Raw genomic sequence first — 18,420 nt, forward strand, 5'->3', positions numbered from 1 at the left:
TCGGCTTTTTCAGCCAATCGCCCGCAAGTGCACGGCAAAACGCTCCGCCAGCCAATGCGCCGCCGGCCCCAGGGGTTCATCGCGGCGCCAGACCAGTTCCACCACCAGTGCCGGCGGGGTCCATTCGCTGGCCAACTCGACCATCTGGTTCTGATAGGCCGGGTACTGCACCACGTGCCGCGGCAGCCAGGCCCAGCCCAGGCCACGCATCAGCAGCTCGGCCATCGCGTAGAAGCTGTCGGCGCGCCAGACTTGCGGGCTGACCTGCTCGCCACTGGGGTAAGTGCTCAACTGCGGGGAAATCAACAACTGTCGATGCCGCCCCAGTTGCTGGCGATCCACCTGTTTCTCGCCGGCCAACGGGTGCCCGACCGCGCACACCGTGACCATCTCGACGCTGCCCAGGGCCCGTCGCTCAAGGGCCTCGGACATCTGTTCATGGTGAAACAGCAAACCGAGGTCGGCCCGACGGTCCAGCAGCTTGCGCGCCACATCACCCTGGGCGCTGCTGGCCAGTTGAACCTCAAGACTGGGGAAACGCTCGGACAACGCCTCAAGGCTATCGAGCACCGGCTGGAAAGGCATCGCCTCGTCCAGGGCCAGCCGCAAGCGCGCCTCCTCACCCCGCATCAACGCCAGCGCCCGCCCGTTCAAGCGCTCGCATTGGCGCAGCACTTCCCGCGCCTCTGCAAGCAAGGCACGACCCGCCTCGGTGAGTTTCGGTTGACGACCGCTGCTGCGCTCGAACAAGAGCACGCCGAGATCGGCCTCGAGCAGCGCAATCGCGCTGCTGACCGCCGATTGCGCCTTGTGCTGGTCACGGGCCACCGCGGAAAACGAACGTTGCTCGGCGACGCTGACGAACAGCCGCATCTGCTCCAGATTCCACTGCACATTCATAAGGCAACCCATCTTCAAAACAGATAGGTAATGACTTTACCCCATCTGCACAATCTCTAGAATGCCGACCTCATCAAGCAAGCCCAAACACGAGGACTCTCCCATGAACGCTTACACCTACCTGGCCATCGCCATCTGCGCCGAAGTGATCGCCACTGTTTCGATGAAAGCGGTCAAAGGCCTGAGCACTCCACTGCCGCTGCTGCTGATCATCGTCGGTTACGGCGTGGCCTTCTGGATGCTGACCCTGGTGGTGCGCACCGTGCCGGTGGGCGTGGCTTACGCGGTCTGGGCCGGCATGGGCATTGTCATGGTCAGCGTGGCCGCGCTGTTCCTCTACGGGCAGAAGCTGGATATCCCGGCAATGCTCGGCATGGCCCTGATCGTCCTGGGCGTGGTGGTGATCCAGCTGTTTTCCAAGACCGCCGGGCACTGATCCATGACCACTGCCGCAGGCCCTTCAAGAGCGCGACCGCTTCGCGCTCGATCGCAGCCTTCGGCAGCGGCTACACAAAGCGCTCCGCCAAGCGCGCCCCTGCCAGTTTGATCGCCAACAAAGCCTGTGCGGCTCGAGCCTGTATACTGCGCCCCTAGTCTTGAACACTGAGGTCGCTGCATGCCATCCGTTATTTCCACCGACGTGCTGATTGTCGGCGCCGGAGTCGCCGGCCTCTGGCTGAACGCCCGCCTGCGTCGCCAGGGCTTTTCCACCGTGCTGGTGGAGAGCGCCAGCCTCGGCGGCGGACAAAGCGTCAAGTCTCAGGGAATCATTCACGGCGGCACCAAGTACGCCCTGCACGGCGCCCTGACCGGCGCCTCGGAAGCCATCGCCGACATGCCGCGCCGCTGGCGCGAGGCCCTGGCCGGCAACGGCGAGCTGGACCTGTCCGGTGTGCGCCTGCTGTCCGAGGCCCATTACCTGTGGTCCCCCGGCACCCTGGCCGGCAACCTCACCAGCTTTTTCGCCAGCAAGGCTGTGCGTGGCCGTGTCGATCAGGTCAAGGGCGACCAGTTGCCGCCGGCCCTGCAGGACCGCCGCTTCAAGGGCAAGGTGTATCGCCTGGCCGAGCTGGTGGTGGACGTGCCGAGCCTGATCGGGCGCCTGGCCGAACTGGGCGGCGATAGCCTGCTGGCCGGGCAGAAGATCGAACCCCTGCTGGAAAACGGACAATTGCTGGGCCTGCGGGTCGATGAGCGGGAAATCCGCGCGCAACGCATCGTGCTCAGCGCTGGCGCCGGCAATGCCGAGTTGCTGAGCAGCCTCGGCCTGAGCCAGCCGGCCATGCAACGCCGGCCGTTGCACATGGTGATCGTCAAGGGCCCGAGCCTGAAACCGCTGTACGCCCACTGCCTGGGCGGCGGGCCGAAGCCGCGGATCACCGTGACCACCCACCCGGCGGCCGACGGCCAGTGGGTCTGGTACCTCGGCGGCGACATCGCCGAAGCCGAAGGCGTGGCGCGCGAGCCGGCGGCGCAGATCGCCGCCGCCCAGAAAGAACTCGGCAACCTGTTGCCATGGGTCGATCTCAGCCAGGCGCAATGGGCCACCCTGCGGGTGGACCGCGCCGAGCCCGCGCAGTCGGGCCTGACCCGTCCGGACAATGCCTTTCTCGCCGAACAGGACCGCCTGCTGGTCGGCTGGCCGACCAAGCTGGCCCTGGCCCCGGACTTCGCCGACCGGGTGTTCGCCGCCCTCGAGCGCGACGGTATCAAGCCGGGCCCCGCGACTGCGTTGCCGACGCTGCCGAAACCCGCCATCGCCCAACCGGCGTGGGAGCAACTGCTGCCATGAGCCAAGCGACCCTGCACGACCTGCATCGCCCCTTCGGCAGCACCGGGCTGCTGGTCTCCCCACTGGGCCTGGGCACCGTGAAGCTCGGGCGCGACCAAGGGGTGAAGTACCCCAACGGCTTCCAGATTCCGGATGACGCCGAAGCCCGCATGCTGCTCAAGCTGACCCGCGACCTGGGCATCAACCTGATCGACACCGCGCCAGCCTATGGCCGCAGCGAGGAGCGCCTGGGCCCGCTGCTGCGCGGGCAACGCCAGGACTGGGTGATTGTCAGCAAGGTCGGCGAAGAGTTCGAAAACGGCCTGTCGCGCCATGATTTCAGCGCCGCGCATACCCGCTTGTCGGTGGAACGCAGCCTGCAGCGCCTGGAAACCGACTTCATCGACCTGGTGCTGGTGCATTCCGACGGCGATGACCTGCACATCCTTGAGCAGTGCGAGGTGTACCAGACGCTGGCCGAGCTCAAGCAGGAAGGCAAGATCCGTGGCTTCGGCCTCTCCGGGAAAACCGTCGAGGGCGGCCTCAAGGCCCTGGAGCAAGGGGACTGCGCCATGGTCACCTACAATCTGAACGAACAGAACGAGCGAGCCGTCATCGATTACGCCGCAGCCCACGGTAAGGGCATTCTGGTGAAAAAAGCCCTGGCCAGCGGCCATGTGTGCCTGAGCCCCGGTGTCGACCCGGTACGCGCCAGCTTCGAACTGCTGTTCGATCAACCGGGCGTCGCCAGTGCTATTGTCGGGACCATCAATCCGTTGCACCTGGCCCATAATGTCGCCACTGTCGCGCAGGTGTTGCGCAAGAACTGATGCCGCCCACGCGGCCGACCCCGACGCAAGAAGGAGCCGACATGCCGCGTACGCTCATAAGAAAGAACCCCAGCAACTTCAAGACCCTGCCGCTGTTCGTCGAAGCGACGCCCGAAGGCCTCAGCTACCAGAGCGTCGGCATGCCGCTGAACTTTGCGCAGACCCTGCAGCGCCGGCGCCCGGTTGCGGTGGCCGACGCCGAGCGCTTCGCCCTGGAGCTGGCCAACCTCGGCGTCTCGGTACGCCTGACCCTGCATTGGCAGAACCGCGACTATTGGGTGTTGGTGCGCCAGCGCCGGCAGGATCGCGGCGACGTGGTGCTAAAGCTGATTTCCGGCTACGTCCCGGCCCATGAGCTGAACCTGCCGCTGCATACCGCCATCCAGGAAATCGCCGAAGAATGCCTGCTGGAAACCCCGGAAGGCTGGCTCGGCGGGCGCTTCAACGACACCTGGCTGCCCGCCCCCTACTCGGCGGCCCTGCATTATCGCGAGGCCCTGCCCTTTCGCCTGACGCCGCTATCAGGCGCGGCACGCCCGGTACGTTGCGCCAACCTGCAGTTGCTGGAACGGCCGCGGGCCTATGTGCACCTGCCCACCGCTTCACTGCAGCTGATCTATGACCTGCGCCTGGACGTGCCGAAAGAGGCCAAGTCCCTGAGCCTGTTCCATGTCGACGAACGCCTGGAGGGCGACCAGCTGGTGGCTCGCCTGGATCGCAAGCGCCCGGACCTGTACCTGATGCCACTCAAGGACGGTCAGCCGTGCGCCGAGCTCTATACGTTGAAGAAGGATCAGTTGCACCCGGCGAGCACCCGCGGCCTGTATCTGGCCGAAAGCTTCGCCCGGCAGCAAGGCTGGCTGGTGCGTGACGAGCGGATTCGCTGGAAGGACTGGCTGAAGCAGCAGGGATTGAGCGCGCCGGAGAAGGACTCCAAACTCCAGCGTCTTACCGGCAAGGCACGGCAGATATTGCGCAAGATGGTACCGACCAAGACCAGCCGGCAACGTTGAGCGCTTCACCGCCCACTCCAGCTTTCGCGAGAGTGGGCGGTGAGGCGGCAAGCCTTATTCGGTCTTGCGGATCTTCTCGACTATGGCCGTGGTGGAACTGTTCTCCACCAGGCCCAGCACCTTCACCACACCGCCATAAGCCTTGACGATATCGGCGCCGACCACCTGGTCGACCGAGTAATCCCCGCCTTTGACCAGCACGTCCGGCTTGACCTGGGCCAGCAGGTTTTCCGGCGTACCCTCGGGGAAACTGATGACCCAATCCACCGCGCCCAGGCCGGCCAGTACCGCCATACGCCGGTCGACGCTGTTGATCGGACGGCCCGGCCCTTTCAGGCGGCTGACCGAGGCATCGTCGTTGATCGCCACGATCAGGCGATCGCCTTGGGCCCGCGCCTGCTCGAGGTAGGTCACATGGCCGGCGTGGAGGATGTCAAAACAGCCGTTGGTGAAGACGATCTTCTCTTTGTGCGCACGCGCATCGTCGATCGCCAGCAGCAGCTGGTCGAGGCTCAGCACACCGCGCTCGGAACCTTCTTCACGCTGGATCGCGCGACGCAGCTCCGGTGCGCTGATGGCCGCGGTACCCAGCTTGCCGACCACGATGCCGGCGGCCAGGTTAGCCAGGGCCACCGCGTGCGGCAGCTCTTCACCCGCCGCGATTGCCGCCGCCAGGGTGGAAATCACCGTATCGCCGGCACCGGTGACATCGAACACTTCACGGGCCCGGGCCGGCAAGTGCAGCGCCGGGTGATCGGGACGCAGCAGGGTCATGCCGTGTTCGCCACGGGTCACCAGCAAGGCGCCCAGCTCCAGGTCGTGCATCAGCTCGGCGCCTTTGCTGACCAGGTCGTGCTCGTCGATGCAACCGCCGACTATGGTTTCGAACTCGCTGAGGTTCGGGGTGATCAGGCTGGCGCCGCGGTAAATTGAAAAGTCCTTGCCTTTCGGGTCCGCCAGCACCGGGATGCCACGGGCGCGCGCGGCCTGGATCAGCGCCTGATGATTCCTCAGGGCTCCCTTGCCGTAATCGGACAACACCAGCACCTTGATGCCGTCCAGCAACCGGTCGACTTCAGCGCCCAACGCCAGGGCGTCGGTGGCGAAAGGTTCTTCGAAATCGATACGCAGCAGTTGCTGGTGCCGGCTCATGACCCGCAGCTTGACGATGGTCGGCTGGTGGGCAATACGTTGGAACAAGGCGCGGACGCCCGCCCCCTCAAGACTGTTGGAGAGACTGTCGGCAGCCTCGTCGTCGCCGGTGACGCCAACCAGCGAGGCCGGTGCGCCGAGTGCGGCAATGTTCAAGGCAACGTTCGCGGCACCGCCCGGGCGGTCCTCGATTTGCTCGACCTTGACTACCGGTACCGGCGCCTCAGGGGAAATCCGTGAGGTACCACCATGCCAGTAACGGTCGAGCATGACATCGCCGACCACCAAGACAGGGGCTTGATCGAATCGCGGCATGGACAACTTCATGGAGCAACCCACATACAAAATGAACAGGGGCGCGATATTAACACAGGGCGAACGCTGCCTAGTTCTACCACTGCACGAGTATTCGCGATCGCCCCAAACTGTTCATTTATTGAGCAAAAGCGCCATGAGCCGGTCTGCCGCGCAGGCCAATCCAACCGTTTCGGTATCGATCTCGCAGTCAGGATCCAGTGGCGCTTCATAGGGGCTGTCGAGCCCGGTGAAGTCCCGGATACGCCCTTCGCTCGCCGCCTGATAGAGACCTCGATTCAGTCGACGATTGAGGCTGGAACCATAACAAGCACGAAATGCTGGATTACTTAGGCTTGGTCAAGACTGTAAGGGGCGGGATACAAAGACCGCCGGCACATTGCACGCCGGGGCCGTTCCAGGGTGGGCAGTGCCCACCCGGGCGTTGGCTCAGGCAATGCCTTCGGAAGCTGGCTCGTCCAGGCCCATGGCATGCAGGCGCGAGTAGTAGCCGTTCTGCGCCAGCAGGTCGACATGGGTACCGCGCTCGACGATCCGCCCCTGATCCATGACCAGAATCAGGTCGGCCTTCTCGATGGTCGACAGGCGGTGCGCGATCACCAGGGTAGTACGCCCCTTCATCACCTTGTCCAGGGCCGCCTGGATATGCCGCTCGGACTCGGTATCCAGGGCCGAGGTGGCTTCGTCGAGAATCAGCAACGGCGCATTCTTCAACAGGGCCCGGGCAATCGCCAGACGCTGGCGCTGACCGCCGGAGAGCAGCACGCCGTTCTCGCCGACCTGGGTGTCCAGGCCTTCGGGCAACTGCGAAATGAAGTCCATGGCATAGGCATCCGTTGCCGCCTTCTCGATGTCTTCCCGCGGCGCCCCGGCCAGGTCGCCATAGGCAATGTTGGCGGCCACGCTGTCGTTGAACAGGGTCACATGCTGGGTCACCTGGGCCACATGCCGGCGCAGGTTGCGCAGGCGGTAATCCTCGATCTCCACGTCATCGAGGAGAATCTGCCCCGTTTCGTGGTGATAGAAGCGCGGAATCAGGCTGGCCAGGGTCGACTTGCCGCTGCCGGAGCGGCCGACCAGCGCGATCATCTGCCCGGGAGCCGCGCAGAAGCTGATGTCCTTCAGCACTTCCCGGTCAGTGCCCGGATAGGTGAAGCTCAGGTTGCGCACGTCCAGGCGACCCTCGATGCGCTCACGCTCGATCTGTCCCCGATCGACTTCAGGCTCGACGTCCAGCTGTTCAAAGATGCTTTCCGCGCCCGCCACGCCTTTCTGGATGGTCGAACTGACTTCCGAGAGCTGGCGAATCGGCTTGGGCAGCAGGCCCGCCGCGGTGATGTAGGCCACCAGGTCGCCCGCGGTGGCATCGCCACGCAGGAACAGCACCAGGAACATCAACACCGCCATGGCGGAGTAGATCACCAACTGCAACATCGGCGTGTAGACCGCACCGGTCTTGGTCATGCGCAGCTGCTTGTCGGTGTTGCTCTGGCTGGCGTCGACGAAACGCTGCTGCTCGTAGCTTTCGCCACCGAAGCTGCGAACCACGCGATAGCCTTGAATGGTCTCGGAGGCCACATGGGTCACATCGCCCATCGCCACCTGGATCTTCTTGCTCTGCTTGCGGAATTTCTTGCTGGTGCTGCCAACCATGATCGCAATCAACGGCAGGATCGCCAGCATCACCAGGGTCAGCTTCCAGTTCATCCACAACAGGTAGACGAACAGGAACACTACCGTCAGGCCTTCGCGAATCACCACCTTGATGGCGTCGGTGGCGGCACCGGTGACCATGGTGACGTTGAAGGTGATGCGGGAAATCAGATGCCCGGAGTTATGGGTATCGAAATAGCGGTTCGGCAGGACCAGCAGCTTGTTGAACAGCTCGACCCGCAGGTCATGCACCAGCCCCAGGGAAACCTTCGCCAGGTAGTAGTTGCCGAGGAAAGAGCCGAGCCCCTGCCACGCCGCGATCAGGATGATCAGCAGCGGCACCGCCATCAATAGCTGCAAGTCGCGCAGATAGGGAACGTTGGGGAAGAGCACCGCTTCGGGATTGCTCAAGCCGTCGACGAAATATTTGAGAATGCCCGCCAGCATCGGCTGGGTGGATGCAAATATCACGAAGCCCACGATACTCAGCAGGAAAATGCCTATGTAGGGTTTTACATACCCCAACAGCCGAAAATAGATTTTCAGGCTGGAATCCTGTTCCGCTTTGAGCGGTGCATCACTCATCGTCGAGCTCACTGTTTAGGAGGAACGCGGGATTTTATCACAGCCTGTGTGACCGCCCCGTGCCCAGACCAAAACAGTGGCCAGACCGATCGGCAGCCAACTGATGAACCATTCGGCGCGAGGGGTTCCGGTCAGGCTGGCGGCATCGAACTGCATGGCCAGGAAGGAGAACAGCCAGATCCCGATGACGCCCCGGCCATACAGTGTTTCCCGGGCGCGCCAGGCCTCGCGCAGCACTGCAAACCAGGCCACGACCCAGAGCAGCAGCCCGGGGATGCCCAATTCAATGGCAATGTGGCTGAACAGGTTGTGGGCGTGATCGAAGACCTGCCCTTCGGCATGCACGCTATAACCTGATCCCAGGCCGAGACCTGTCCATGGATGTTCGGCGATCATCTGCAGACTGGCCATCAGGATCTGCGGACGAAAGGAAACACCACGCGCCAGGACCAAAGGTTCGAGAAACCAGAATGCCGACATTGCCAGCAACAATGCCGCCGCCGCGAACATACGGCTAAGTCGGTCACGGCACCAGATCGGCATCGCCAGCACGGTCAGGAATAGCGCCAGGGCAGCACCGCGACTCTGGCACAGCACGACAAACCCACCAAGCAGCGCCAAAGCCACCAGCCATACGGCTTGAAGACCGCGAGTACGCGGCACCCAGTGCAGCAGCCAGATCGCGGCCAGGCCGATGACATAACCACCCAGGATCGGATGAGCCAGCTCCCCCAACCCTACAAGGCGTGCCCACCAGACATTTCCGTTGATCCAGTAGAACTGGATGATGGCCATCAGTGCTGTCACCGCCAACCCCAACCCGCCCCACTGCATGGTGCGGATCACCCGCTCAGTCCGGGCATTGGCGAAAACCGGGAAGAACAGCAGGAACACTACGATGTACAGCAAGCGCTTGGCCTCGCGCGACGGGTCCGCCGCGTGCGTCCATGTCAGGCTGATCAGCCCCCATATCGCCAGCCCCAGCAATGCCAGGCCAAGCCAGCGCTGGGCACGCCACCACTCGATCAGGCGCTCACGCGCGGACCAGGCCAGAATCATTGCCGGCAACCACAGGAAGGCCACCAGCCCCTGTTGGTAGAGCTTGTTGGTGGGCGCCAGTGCGATGGCCAGCAAAAACCATAGCAACCCAACTGTCATCCATACTTGCGCCCAGCGTGTGGCCTGCATCTATTCGCTCCTAAATGGATCACCCAGCCAACCCGGCATGGTTAAAACAACAACTTTTCGGCATCATTGCCCGTCACTGTGCCCGCCACTTCGACAAGGCTTCCTACGATGCAATGCTCCCGGCTTCCCCAAGCCACTTTGAATCAGATGATTGAAGGCGCCAGAATTCTGGAGGCCGACAGTTACGGCCCGAAAGTCTACCTGTTGCAGGATGGGAATATTCTGAAACTGTTCCGGCGCAAGCGTCTTTTTTCATCCGCCCTGTTTCGGCCCTATTCGAAGCGTTTCATCGACAACGCCGCCCGCCTGGAACAACTCGGCGTTCCCACGCTGCAGGTTCTGGCCTTCTACCGCCTGGAACAACCCGGCATGACCGCGGTGCTTTACCGACCGCTGCCAGGCGAAACCCTGCGCCAGGTCGCCAGCAAGGAAGGCTTCGACTGGCAACAGACCTTGCCGTCCCTGGTCGAGCTGATTCGTAGCCTGCACACCTCGGGGATCTACTTTCGCTCGCTGCACCTGGGCAATATCGTCATCACCCCGGATAACCGCTTCGGCCTGATCGACGTGGCCGACATGCGCTTCTTCCGCGGGCCATTGCCGCGCCATCTGGTCAAACGCAACCTGCAACACTTCGCCCGCTATATTGCCCGGGAGAAGCTGAACGGGAGCTTTCCGATACAAGCGCTGGAACAGGCCCTACTTTCGGCATGACAGCAGGGTAGTGGCTGCCTGGCTGAAGCGCTGCCAGGCCATATCGGGGGCCAGAGCAGCGTACTGATCCGCCGCGATGCTCTGGGCGGGCAGGCCGAGGGCCTGAAGAATCGCCTCCTGCCAGGCGTCGATGTCATTCACCGGCGCATAACGCCCGGTTGCAGCCAACTGCTCACGAAAGACGGGCAAATCGCTGGTCAGCACCGGTACACCGGACATCACCGCTTCCTGCAGGATCAGCCCCAGGCCCTCGTCCAACGACGGGATGGCCACCCAGTCGAATGCCTTGTAAAGCATCGCCGCATGCTTCAGATGCCCAGGCAGCGAAACCTTGTCTTGCAGGCCCAGCCGGTTGATGCGGGCCTCAAGCGCTGCGCGATTCGAACCCTCGCCAATAATCACCAGACGCATCTCCGGCCGGCTCGCCAGGGCCTTGGCAAAGGCCTCCAACAGGCACGCAAAACCCTTATCGTCCACCAGACGCCCGACCGCGCCGAATACCGGAGCATCGCCTGCGGGCAGGCCGAGGGTTGCCCGGGCCTCGGCACGCGGTAGCAGCCTTGCGTTGAACTCGTGCGGATTGAACGCGCTGCGCAAGGCCGTCACCGGCATCTGCAAATCGTCTTCGAGGGATGAAGCCAGGGTCTGCGAAACAGCCGCGAGAGTCAGCTGCGAAGCGGGGAACTGCCGGAACAGCTGTTGATCCTTGCGGTGCAAGCGCGTGGAGCCGTGGATCACCACCACCGCACGCATGTGCGGCAATGACTTGAGGACCGGCAACAAGGTACGCGCCACCCCCAGGCCATCGAGCAGCAGCACCTGGGCATCGCTCTCCTGCAACGCCTTGCGAAAACTCGCCCGCAGCCAGGGTTTGAGCAAGCGCCAGAAATGCTTGCCCTTCACCCGCGCCGACGACAGGTTCCACTCCCGGCATTCCCCCACTTCGGCAACGCATCCGGTGGACGAGCCTTGCAGCAGCCAGGTCTTGACCACAGTGCCTGGCTCGGCCTGAGAGAGGATCTGCTGGTGAACCTTGTGAACGGAGGCAAATGCACTGCCGCCTGCCCACATGATGTTGAGAATGCTCATTGGGCACATAGCCCTTTCGCGGTATTCGGGAAAGTGAAACCGGTAGAACTAATTGATAAACCAGCCAATACCGACTCCAACCAACAGGACTAAAACAAGCTTGATTTGCTCGCGACGACTGCGCCGAGCCTTACGCTGCCGCTCGGCGGCAGTCTCCACATGCAGACCGAAGCCTGTATGCAGCACCGCGTCGCCTTCCAGGCTGACAGCTGTCAGGTTCAGCTCAGCATAGCGCTTGGACAGCGCTTTCTCGCCTCCGTGCCCGGCGAAAGGCGCGCACAGTCGATACTCTGCCATCCGGCGCAAGCCCGGGTTCAGGGAAAAGCTCTGCCACTCAGGTTTGTCGGAGATCAGCGGATAACAGGGCACACCACCGATCAACTCGCGGGCACCCAAGTGGATGTAGGGACTATGGACTCGCAGGTCGTGGGCATAACTGCGCAACCAGACCTGCAGAATGTCCTGGCGTTGCTCGAGAATCGCTTTCGAATCCTCGACAAAACCCGGGCGGTAGAACTCCCAATCGTCTTCGCAATGGAAGATGTAGGGGGTTTTGACCTGCTCGTAGGCCAGGTCGATCGACGCCAACTGCCCGAGCTTCGGCCGGTTGACGAAGAAGGTACAGTGATCTTTCCAGTGGGCGGGCACAGCCGTGCGCACCCGCTCGTCGCCAGCATCTTCGGTGATGAAGACTTCGCGGATCGGCGCACTGTTGAAGCGATCGAAACTCTCCAGCGTGAGCTTGAGCAGGTCCAAGCGACCGCAACTGGTGACCACCAACGTGATGTCACTCTCTTGACTAAACTGCACTTGATTCTCACCTACGACAAAGTGCGATCACTATTAAGGGCTCGGTGACCGCTGTCAAACACCCAGTTTCGAGCGTACGCGCTCGATAAAGCTCAAGGGTGCACGAGGCCGCAATGCGGGCTGGAGTTCCTCGACGATACGCTGACCGATACGGGCGAAGCTGAACCGAGAGACCGCCAGATCGCGTCCGTTTCGCGCGATGCTCTGCGCCAGGACCGGATCGGCGCGCAACATGGCGAGCTTCTCCTGCAATTGCGGGATGTTCTGATAAAAGACCACGTTGTGCAGGTCCTGCAAACCCAGCGCGCGGTTTTCCGCCTCGCCCTGGTCGAATGCCAGCAACACACAGCCACAGGCCATGGCCTCGAAATTCTTGATCATGTATTCGCCCATGCCGACGTCGGCACTGACGAAAAAGCGGATACGGTTGAGCGTGTCGCAATACTCTTCGCCCGACTTGGTCCGCGTCACCACCAAGGGTTCGACCTGGCCGAGCTCATCGAGCAGCGCCTTGCGCCCGCTGTAGGCCACGCTGTTGGTGCTGCCGACGAATGCCAGCTCGATATCCCGCTCGCGCCCCTGATCCTGCAGCAGGGTCTGGTCGTAGCCCTTGGGCACGAATACCGCGTCGAAACCTTCCTCGCGCAAGCGCTCGCTGACCATGAACCCCGAGCTGATCACCCGTGCCCACGGCAGGCGGCGGTAGTGCGCGCTGAACTTGCCGGTGTACTTGCAGGGGATGTAGTTCTGGTAGGCGTCGTGCTCGAGGATCACCAGGTTGGGAATGCTGCGGATGAAGCTCACTTGGCGAATTTCCTGCTTGAAACGCAGGAAGAACACGATGCGATCGTAGCGCGATACATCCACCTCACGGCGGAAATAGCCACGCAGGTTGCGCTGCTCGTCGCTGCTCAACCACCGCAGGTCGCATTCGCAATGGGCGGCAACGCCTTCGTACAGGCGGTCCAGAATGGCCCGCTGTTCTTTCTGCACCAGAAATAGAACCTTCATCATCTTCCTTGCAGCCGTGAGCAACCCGACAAAAGAGCGAAACTACCCTGGCCGACAGGCAAAAGGGTGTCATGCAATATCAATTTACAAACGCCAGAACAGCTCATGCCGGCGTACCGCCTTGCGGAAAAACTCGTTCTCGCCATAAAGCGAACCGGCGCGACCGGCCAATACACGCTGCAAGACCCGACGCAGCCTGCGCTTGAACGGCGCTCGCGGCTGCAGGTCGTGCATCATGCCCAGGGCCATCGCCTTGTCCCGTTGCTGCTCGATCGATAGCTGCAAGCTGCAAGGCCTGAGCACCTGGGCCGGATCGAACACCGGCGGCAGGGCAATGCCCGCCCCTGAATCGCCCATCGGCCAGCGGTCGTTGTCATGCAAATGGTTGGCATAACCGAGCAAGGTGGTCGGCTGCCACTCCAGCCCCTGCAACGCTTCCAATACCGCCTGCTGGGCGCAGATGTGGTCCGGGTGCGGATCGAGGGTCGGATGCGGCAGCACTATCACCTCGGGGCGAGCCTTGAGCAGCAGCGCCCGCAGGTCGGCCAAGAGATTGTTCCAGGTCGGCGCGCCATCGGCATCCGCCGGCAACGGGAACGGGTTGAACTGGCGGAACAGGCGGATATCCGACAGTTCGGCCTCGCGGGACGCCACAGGCCGGTTCGGCGCCGCCTGCATGGCCGGCAGTTGCAGGCAGAAATACCCCAGCTGCACACAACGTTCCTCGGCGACCCCGGCCCAACGCGGCACCGCAATGCTGTCCCAGGCCCGCAGCCGACCCTTGATCCGCGCCGCATCCGCAGCGTTCATGCCCATCTGCCGGTAATGCTCGGCCTCGATCTCGCCCGCGGTCAACGTGACGAGCCAGGCTTCGTCAGCCTGGCTGTACAGACCGAAAGCAGCCAGTTCGGCATCGTCGGCGTGGGGGGCGATGACCATCACCCGCTGGTGGCGATAGTCCGGCTCGCGGAACACCGACAACAGCGGCTCGCCGTGCACCCGGCAGAAACGCCCGCGCAATTGCAGCTCGCCGCTGGCCAGAGGTCGCGCCAGCCCACTGAGATTGAGATAACGCAGGCCGTTCACGCCACGCTCGAACGTCTGTCGATCCTGCCCCGCCAAGGAGACGCAAGGATCGAAAAAGCGCCCCAGCCAGCTGCTGCTGACCTTTACCGCGAGGATCAGGGTTTCGTCCCCCGCCAGGTCGATCGCCTGGTCCAGCACCAAGCGCTGCTGGTCCAGGTGGACCTTGGGCTGCTCGGTGCCGAACGGAAAGCTGTACTGATAATCGTCCCGGGGCGAATAAAACAGGTGGTCGGCAAACCAGGCCTCATGGGCCACCCAGGCCAGCACCGCGAGCAGCAGCGGCAGCCACCAGGCCACCAGCACACCCACGGCCACCAGCACCAGCAGGCCGATCAGCAGGCCCAGGCGCTTCTGCCGGCGATGGCGTTTGAGCAACTGTTGCTTGCGACTCTGCGGCTGATTCATACCGTGAACACCGGAACGGGGTTGCACCAGCGATCCTTGTATTCGCGATCGGCGCGACCGAAGGAGAAACGCAGCGGCTTGTCGATGGCCCGCGCCTGCTCCCAGGCGCTTTGCGTATTGAGGAAACTCAACACGCTGCCGGGGCTGAACTCGCGGGTTTCAGGATCGACGCCACCGTTGATGTATTCGACGCTGATCCACTCCGGCGCTTCGACCCGGTACACCAGCTGAATGGCGATCGGCGCATCGTTGAGGAAAATCACCGAGCCGATCAGCAGCTCGCGCAGCAACTCGATGACTTCGGCCATGCGCTCGGCACCGGTGGCCGGGAACCCCCAGCGCCGCTGGAACAGATCGCAGTAGATGGCCGCCAGCTCCTGGCTGGAGAACTCGCTGACCGGGCGCACCACGCCGCCCGCCTCTTCCAGCAGGCGCAGTTCGCGGCGCTGGTTGTAGCGGAACTTCTTCGACAGCTCTTCAGGTGTGCGGGCCATGGCCAATTGCTCGGCCTGGAGCTTGAGGGTGCTGAACCGGCCCTGGTTCAAGGCCGACAGATAACGACCGCGATGACGCAGCGGGGCTTGGGTCTCAGGCGCCGCCGGCAGAATCAGCTCGGCGTTGCCCAGGTCGAACAGGCCTTTCTTGCCACGGCGCTTGAGCACGTCCTTGGACAGCGCCAGGTCGCGCCCCCAGGTCGGGATCGCCGCCCGCAGTTCACCGGCCTGTTCCCAGGCCAGGTAGCGGACCGGGATGCCCGCCAGGTTCGCCAGGCGCTCCACCACCAGCGGGTGGGTGGCGACGCTGCCGCCAAAACGCTGCCAGGCGGCGGCATAAGTCGAGGCGTCGACGACCGACCAGCCACGCTCGCGCCAGCCTTGGAATCGATTGAGCATCAGGGCCTCGCGGTCAGATCGGTAACTTGCGGCAGACGCCAGAAGGCGTCGCGTACAGCACGGTCGGAGAAGCGCTCGCGCAGGCGCTCGAACATCAGCTCGGCGCACAGCAAGCGCTGGTTCTCATCCATCCCGGCCAGGTGTTGCAGGCCCTGGGCCATATGCTCGGCATCGCCCAGCGGGAACAGGATGCCGACGCCTTCGACCACTTCCTTGGCCCCGCCACAGGCCGTCGCCAGCAAAGGCACGCCAGCGGCCATGGCCTCCAGCAGCACCATGCCGAATGGCTCGTGGTCGGAGCTCAGGGCAAAGGCATCGAAAGCACGGAAATAACGCCGGGCTTCTGTGACCTGGCCGAGGAACAGCACGCGGTCGGCAATGCCCAGCTCGCGGGAAAGGTCCTTGAGGTTCTGCTCCAGACGCCCGCTACCGAGAATCGCCAGCTGGCTTTCCCGAGGCAGCCCCGGCAATGCCGCGGCAAACCCGCGCAGCAGGGTGGTCTGGTCCTTGTCCGGGTGCAGACGCCCGACATTGCCGACGATCCAGGCGGAAGGCGACAGCCCCAGCTCCTGGCGCGCTTGGGCCTTGGACAGTTGGGTAGCCTGCAAGGCTTCGACGTCGATCCGGTTGTACAGCGTCTGGATCCGCGCCGCCGGCCATTGTGGCAGGCAACTGCGCATGTCATCGCGCACCGCGTCGGACACGCCGAGCAGGCTCAGGCGCTTGCGGAACAGGTTGGCGAACAGGCGGCGACTGCCGCGCTGGTAATCGCCAAACGCGTGATGCACGCCGATCACCGGCAACGCGGTGCCCAGCAATGCAATGTAGATCGGCTTGAAACGGTGGGCGATGCAGAAGCTGAAGTTGCGCGACGCGGCGATCTTGCGCAGGTCGCGTATCGCCCCCAGCTTCAGGCCACGAATGGCCTTGGAGCTGTATTCCATGAACAGCACTTCATCGCTGGCACAGGCATCGGCCACCTCGGCATCGGCAACCCCGGTGAGGAACACCGTGGTCACGCGATAGCCGCTGCCCGCGAACAGGCTGGCATATTGCCGGGCACAGTCCAGGAACGGCCCGTCATAGCCGTGGCAGAACTGCAGGACGTGGCGCTCAGCCGAGCGTGTCATAAGGATCCACGCCGTCTTTGACTACCAGGATGTCTTCCATGATCAGGTACTGCAGATCGGAGCCGAAGAACATGTTCAGGGCGTCGGTCGGCGAGCAGATCATCGGCTCGCCACGGCGGTTGAGCGAGGTGTTCAGCGACACGCCGTTGCCGGTCAGGACTTCCAGGGCCTTCATCATGTCGTAGTAGCGCGGGTTGTATTCGCGCTTGAGCACCTGGGCCCGGGAAGTGCCGTCTTCGTGGACCACTTCCGGCACACGGGTCTTCCACTCTTCCGCCACTTCGAAGGTGAAGGTCATGAATGGCGCCGGGTGATCGACCTTGATCATCTGCGGACCGACGGTGTCGAGCATCGACGGGCAGAAAGGCCTCCAGCGCTCGCGAAACTTGATCTGCTCGTTGATGCGGTCGGCCACGCCGGTAGCGCTCGGGCAACCGATGATCGAACGACCGCCCAGGGCGCGCGGACCGAACTCCATGCGACCCTGGAACCAGGCCACCGGGTTGCCGTCGACCATGATCTTGGCGATACGCTCGGGGGTGTTGTCGATCTGGCGCCAGGCCGGCTTGTTCGGGTGGCGGGCACAGGCGGCGATCACGTCTTCGTTGCTGTAGGACGGGCCGAGATAGACGTGTTCCATCTTCTCCACCGGCACGCCGCGAGCGTGGGAAACATAGGCCGCGGCACCGACCGCGGTACCGGCATCGCCGGACGCCGGCTGCACGAACAGCTCTTTGACTTCCGGACGGGCGATGATCTTCTGGTTCAGCTTGACGTTCAGCGCACAGCCGCCGGCGAAGGCCAGCTTGCCGGTTTCCTTGAGGATGTCGCCCAGGTAGTGGTCGATCATCTGCAGCGCCAGCTTCTCGAACAGCGCCTGCATGCTGGCCGCGTAGTGGATGTACGGCTCGTCGGCGATGTCGCCTTCGCGCTTCGGACCCAGCCACTCGATCAGTTTCGGCGAGAAGTAGAAACCCTTGCCCTTTTCTTTGTAGCGGCGCAGGCCGATGACGTTGGCGTAATCGGTGTTGATCACCAGTTCGCCGTTTTCAAAGCTGGCCAGACGGGAGAAATCGTACTTGCTGGCATCGCCGTACGGCGCCATGCCCATGACCTTGAACTCGCCATCGAGCATTTCGAAGCCGAGGAACTCGGTGATCGCGCCGTACAGGCCGCCGAGGGAGTCCGGATCAAAGAATTCCTTGATCTTGTGGATCTTGCCGTTTTCGCCGTAGCCGAAGAAAGTCGTGGCGTACTCGCCCTTGCCGTCGATCCCGAGGATCGCGGTTTTCTCCTTGAAGCCGGAGCAGTGGTAGGCGCTGGAAGCGTGGGCCAGGTGGTGCTCGACCGGCTCGATCTTGATCTTCTTCGGATCGAAGCCCAGTTGCTCGAGGCACCAGACGATCTTGTTGCGATAACGCTTGTAGCGGCGGTTGCCCATCAGGATCGCGTCGAGGGCGCGGTCCGGGGCGTACCAGTAACGCTTGGCGTAGTGCCAGCGGGCCTTGCCGAACAGGCTGATCGGGGCGAACGGAATCGCCACCACGTCAACGTCGGAAGGCTTGATGCCGGCCTGTTCCAGACAGAACTTCGCCGACTCGTAGGGCATGCGGTTCTTTGCATGTTTATCGCGTACGAAGCGCTCTTCTTCAGCCGCCGCCACCAGCTTGCCGTCGATGTACAGCGCTGCGGAAGGATCATGGCTAAGGGCGCCGGACAGGCCAAGAATCGTCAATGCCACAGGGGTCTAGCCTCTTAAGTCTGCATGCAGGCGACGTGCGCCTGGAATTAATGTGCTCCCCGCCACGGGCGAGAAACAGCTAAAGGGCGGGATTATAGCGTAAACCTGCCGCGGGATGATCCTCGGGATTCGTC

The 18,420-nt window shown here is 63.1% G+C and carries 16 protein-coding genes and 1 pseudogene; 5 read left to right on the plus strand and 12 right to left on the minus strand.

From position 1 onward, the window contains the following. Positions 1-9 precede the first annotated feature (9 nt). The gene (locus tag AC07VU_RS08485; protein ID WP_162805206.1) at positions 10-894 is read right to left on the minus strand and encodes a LysR family transcriptional regulator; all 885 of its coding nucleotides are present in this window, start codon (positions 892-894) and stop codon (positions 10-12) included. A gap of 109 nt (positions 895-1,003) precedes the next feature. On the opposite strand from AC07VU_RS08485, the gene AC07VU_RS08490 reads away from it, so the two are divergent. The 4 genes from AC07VU_RS08490 to AC07VU_RS08505 all read left to right on the plus strand — a co-directional run bounded on the left by AC07VU_RS08490 (position 1,004) and on the right by AC07VU_RS08505 (position 4,514). Then, a complete protein-coding gene (locus AC07VU_RS08490) occupies positions 1,004-1,336 on the plus strand; it encodes a DMT family transporter (protein ID WP_007921448.1) in 333 nt (110 codons plus the stop codon). Positions 1,337-1,516: 180 nt separating this feature from the next. Further along, positions 1,517-2,692: an NAD(P)/FAD-dependent oxidoreductase gene (locus tag AC07VU_RS08495; RefSeq protein ID WP_495029727.1), complete on the plus strand. Its 1,176-nt coding sequence runs from the start codon at positions 1,517-1,519 to the stop codon at positions 2,690-2,692. Continuing rightward, the gene (locus AC07VU_RS08500; protein WP_495029728.1) at positions 2,689-3,501 is read left to right on the plus strand and encodes an aldo/keto reductase; all 813 of its coding nucleotides are present in this window, start codon (positions 2,689-2,691) and stop codon (positions 3,499-3,501) included. Before AC07VU_RS08495 ends, AC07VU_RS08500 begins: the two co-directional genes overlap by 4 nt. Positions 3,502-3,542: 41 nt before the next feature. Further along, entirely contained in the window at positions 3,543-4,514 is a 972-nt protein-coding gene (locus AC07VU_RS08505; RefSeq protein ID WP_007921453.1) for a hypothetical protein, read from the plus strand. A 54-nt stretch (positions 4,515-4,568) separates the two neighbouring features. Here AC07VU_RS08505 and hldE read toward each other — a convergent pair whose 3' ends face one another. The 4 genes and pseudogenes from hldE to AC07VU_RS08525 form a co-directional block, all read right to left on the minus strand. After that, entirely contained in the window at positions 4,569-5,993 is a 1,425-nt protein-coding gene (gene hldE, locus AC07VU_RS08510; protein ID WP_277587721.1) for a bifunctional D-glycero-beta-D-manno-heptose-7-phosphate kinase/D-glycero-beta-D-manno-heptose 1-phosphate adenylyltransferase HldE, read from the minus strand. Positions 5,994-6,095: 102 nt separating this feature from the next. Beyond that, a pseudogene (locus AC07VU_RS08515) lies at positions 6,096-6,269 on the minus strand (adenylyl-sulfate kinase); the annotation flags it as partial. Positions 6,270-6,410: 141 nt separating this feature from the next. Further along, a complete protein-coding gene (gene msbA, locus AC07VU_RS08520) occupies positions 6,411-8,219 on the minus strand; it encodes a lipid A export permease/ATP-binding protein MsbA (protein WP_007922170.1) in 1,809 nt (602 codons plus the stop codon). A 15-nt stretch (positions 8,220-8,234) separates the two neighbouring features. Further along, entirely contained in the window at positions 8,235-9,407 is a 1,173-nt protein-coding gene (locus tag AC07VU_RS08525; protein ID WP_277587720.1) for an O-antigen ligase family protein, read from the minus strand. Between the two features lie 108 nt (positions 9,408-9,515). On the opposite strand from AC07VU_RS08525, the gene AC07VU_RS08530 reads away from it, so the two are divergent. Beyond that, positions 9,516-10,121 carry a BUD32 family EKC/KEOPS complex subunit gene (locus tag AC07VU_RS08530; RefSeq protein ID WP_277587719.1) on the plus strand — a complete coding sequence of 202 codons (606 nt, stop codon included), beginning with the start codon at positions 9,516-9,518 and terminating at the stop codon, positions 10,119-10,121. Here AC07VU_RS08530 and AC07VU_RS08535 read toward each other — a convergent pair. The 7 genes from AC07VU_RS08535 to AC07VU_RS08565 all read right to left on the minus strand — a co-directional run bounded on the left by AC07VU_RS08535 (position 10,107) and on the right by AC07VU_RS08565 (position 18,286). Beyond that, the gene (locus AC07VU_RS08535) at positions 10,107-11,210 is read right to left on the minus strand and encodes a glycosyltransferase (RefSeq protein WP_277587718.1); all 1,104 of its coding nucleotides are present in this window, start codon (positions 11,208-11,210) and stop codon (positions 10,107-10,109) included. The two genes, AC07VU_RS08530 and AC07VU_RS08535, sit on opposite strands and share 15 nt — an antisense overlap. Positions 11,211-11,258: 48 nt before the next feature. After that, positions 11,259-12,020, minus strand: coding sequence for a glycosyltransferase family protein (locus tag AC07VU_RS08540; RefSeq protein WP_007922174.1), 762 nt, complete (start codon positions 12,018-12,020; stop codon positions 11,259-11,261). 54 nt (positions 12,021-12,074) lie between these two features. Further along, positions 12,075-13,031: a glycosyltransferase family protein gene (locus tag AC07VU_RS08545; RefSeq protein WP_495029729.1), complete on the minus strand. Its 957-nt coding sequence runs from the start codon at positions 13,029-13,031 to the stop codon at positions 12,075-12,077. A gap of 84 nt (positions 13,032-13,115) precedes the next feature. Next, positions 13,116-14,522 carry a PIG-L deacetylase family protein gene (locus AC07VU_RS08550; protein WP_495029730.1) on the minus strand — a complete coding sequence of 469 codons (1,407 nt, stop codon included), beginning with the start codon at positions 14,520-14,522 and terminating at the stop codon, positions 13,116-13,118. Continuing rightward, positions 14,519-15,415, minus strand: coding sequence for an antimicrobial resistance protein Mig-14 (locus AC07VU_RS08555; RefSeq protein WP_101336652.1), 897 nt, complete (start codon positions 15,413-15,415; stop codon positions 14,519-14,521). The genes AC07VU_RS08550 and AC07VU_RS08555 overlap by 4 nt, the downstream gene beginning before the upstream one ends. Beyond that, positions 15,415-16,545 carry a glycosyltransferase gene (locus tag AC07VU_RS08560; RefSeq protein WP_495029731.1) on the minus strand — a complete coding sequence of 377 codons (1,131 nt, stop codon included), beginning with the start codon at positions 16,543-16,545 and terminating at the stop codon, positions 15,415-15,417. Before AC07VU_RS08560 ends, AC07VU_RS08555 begins: the two co-directional genes overlap by 1 nt. Further along, positions 16,529-18,286 (minus strand): carbamoyltransferase family protein, encoded by a 1,758-nt coding sequence (locus tag AC07VU_RS08565; protein ID WP_007922192.1) that lies wholly within the window; start codon positions 18,284-18,286, stop codon positions 16,529-16,531. Before AC07VU_RS08565 ends, AC07VU_RS08560 begins: the two co-directional genes overlap by 17 nt. Between the last annotated feature and the right edge of the window lie 134 nt (positions 18,287-18,420).

Source organism: Pseudomonas sp. GW821-FHT02B10 (assembly GCF_059421865.1).

What these genes read in the sequence shown, in the direction of transcription:
- AC07VU_RS08490 (WP_007921448.1), top strand. Translation starts at nt 1,004, where the DNA reads ATGAACGCTTACACCTACCTGGCCATCGCCATCTGCGCCGAAGTGATC.
- AC07VU_RS08495 (WP_495029727.1), top strand. Translation starts at nt 1,517, where the DNA reads ATGCCATCCGTTATTTCCACCGACGTGCTGATTGTCGGCGCCGGAGTC.
- AC07VU_RS08500 (WP_495029728.1), top strand. Translation starts at nt 2,689, where the DNA reads ATGAGCCAAGCGACCCTGCACGACCTGCATCGCCCCTTCGGCAGCACC.
- AC07VU_RS08505 (WP_007921453.1), top strand. Translation starts at nt 3,543, where the DNA reads ATGCCGCGTACGCTCATAAGAAAGAACCCCAGCAACTTCAAGACCCTG.
- hldE (WP_277587721.1), bottom strand. Translation starts at nt 5,993, where the DNA reads ATGAAGTTGTCCATGCCGCGATTCGATCAAGCCCCTGTCTTGGTGGTC.
- msbA (WP_007922170.1), bottom strand. Translation starts at nt 8,219, where the DNA reads ATGAGTGATGCACCGCTCAAAGCGGAACAGGATTCCAGCCTGAAAATC.
- AC07VU_RS08525 (WP_277587720.1), bottom strand. Translation starts at nt 9,407, where the DNA reads ATGCAGGCCACACGCTGGGCGCAAGTATGGATGACAGTTGGGTTGCTA.
- AC07VU_RS08530 (WP_277587719.1), top strand. Translation starts at nt 9,516, where the DNA reads ATGCAATGCTCCCGGCTTCCCCAAGCCACTTTGAATCAGATGATTGAA.
- AC07VU_RS08535 (WP_277587718.1), bottom strand. Translation starts at nt 11,210, where the DNA reads ATGAGCATTCTCAACATCATGTGGGCAGGCGGCAGTGCATTTGCCTCC.
- AC07VU_RS08545 (WP_495029729.1), bottom strand. Translation starts at nt 13,031, where the DNA reads ATGAAGGTTCTATTTCTGGTGCAGAAAGAACAGCGGGCCATTCTGGAC.
- AC07VU_RS08550 (WP_495029730.1), bottom strand. Translation starts at nt 14,522, where the DNA reads ATGAATCAGCCGCAGAGTCGCAAGCAACAGTTGCTCAAACGCCATCGC.
- AC07VU_RS08555 (WP_101336652.1), bottom strand. Translation starts at nt 15,415, where the DNA reads ATGCTCAATCGATTCCAAGGCTGGCGCGAGCGTGGCTGGTCGGTCGTC.
- AC07VU_RS08560 (WP_495029731.1), bottom strand. Translation starts at nt 16,545, where the DNA reads ATGACACGCTCGGCTGAGCGCCACGTCCTGCAGTTCTGCCACGGCTAT.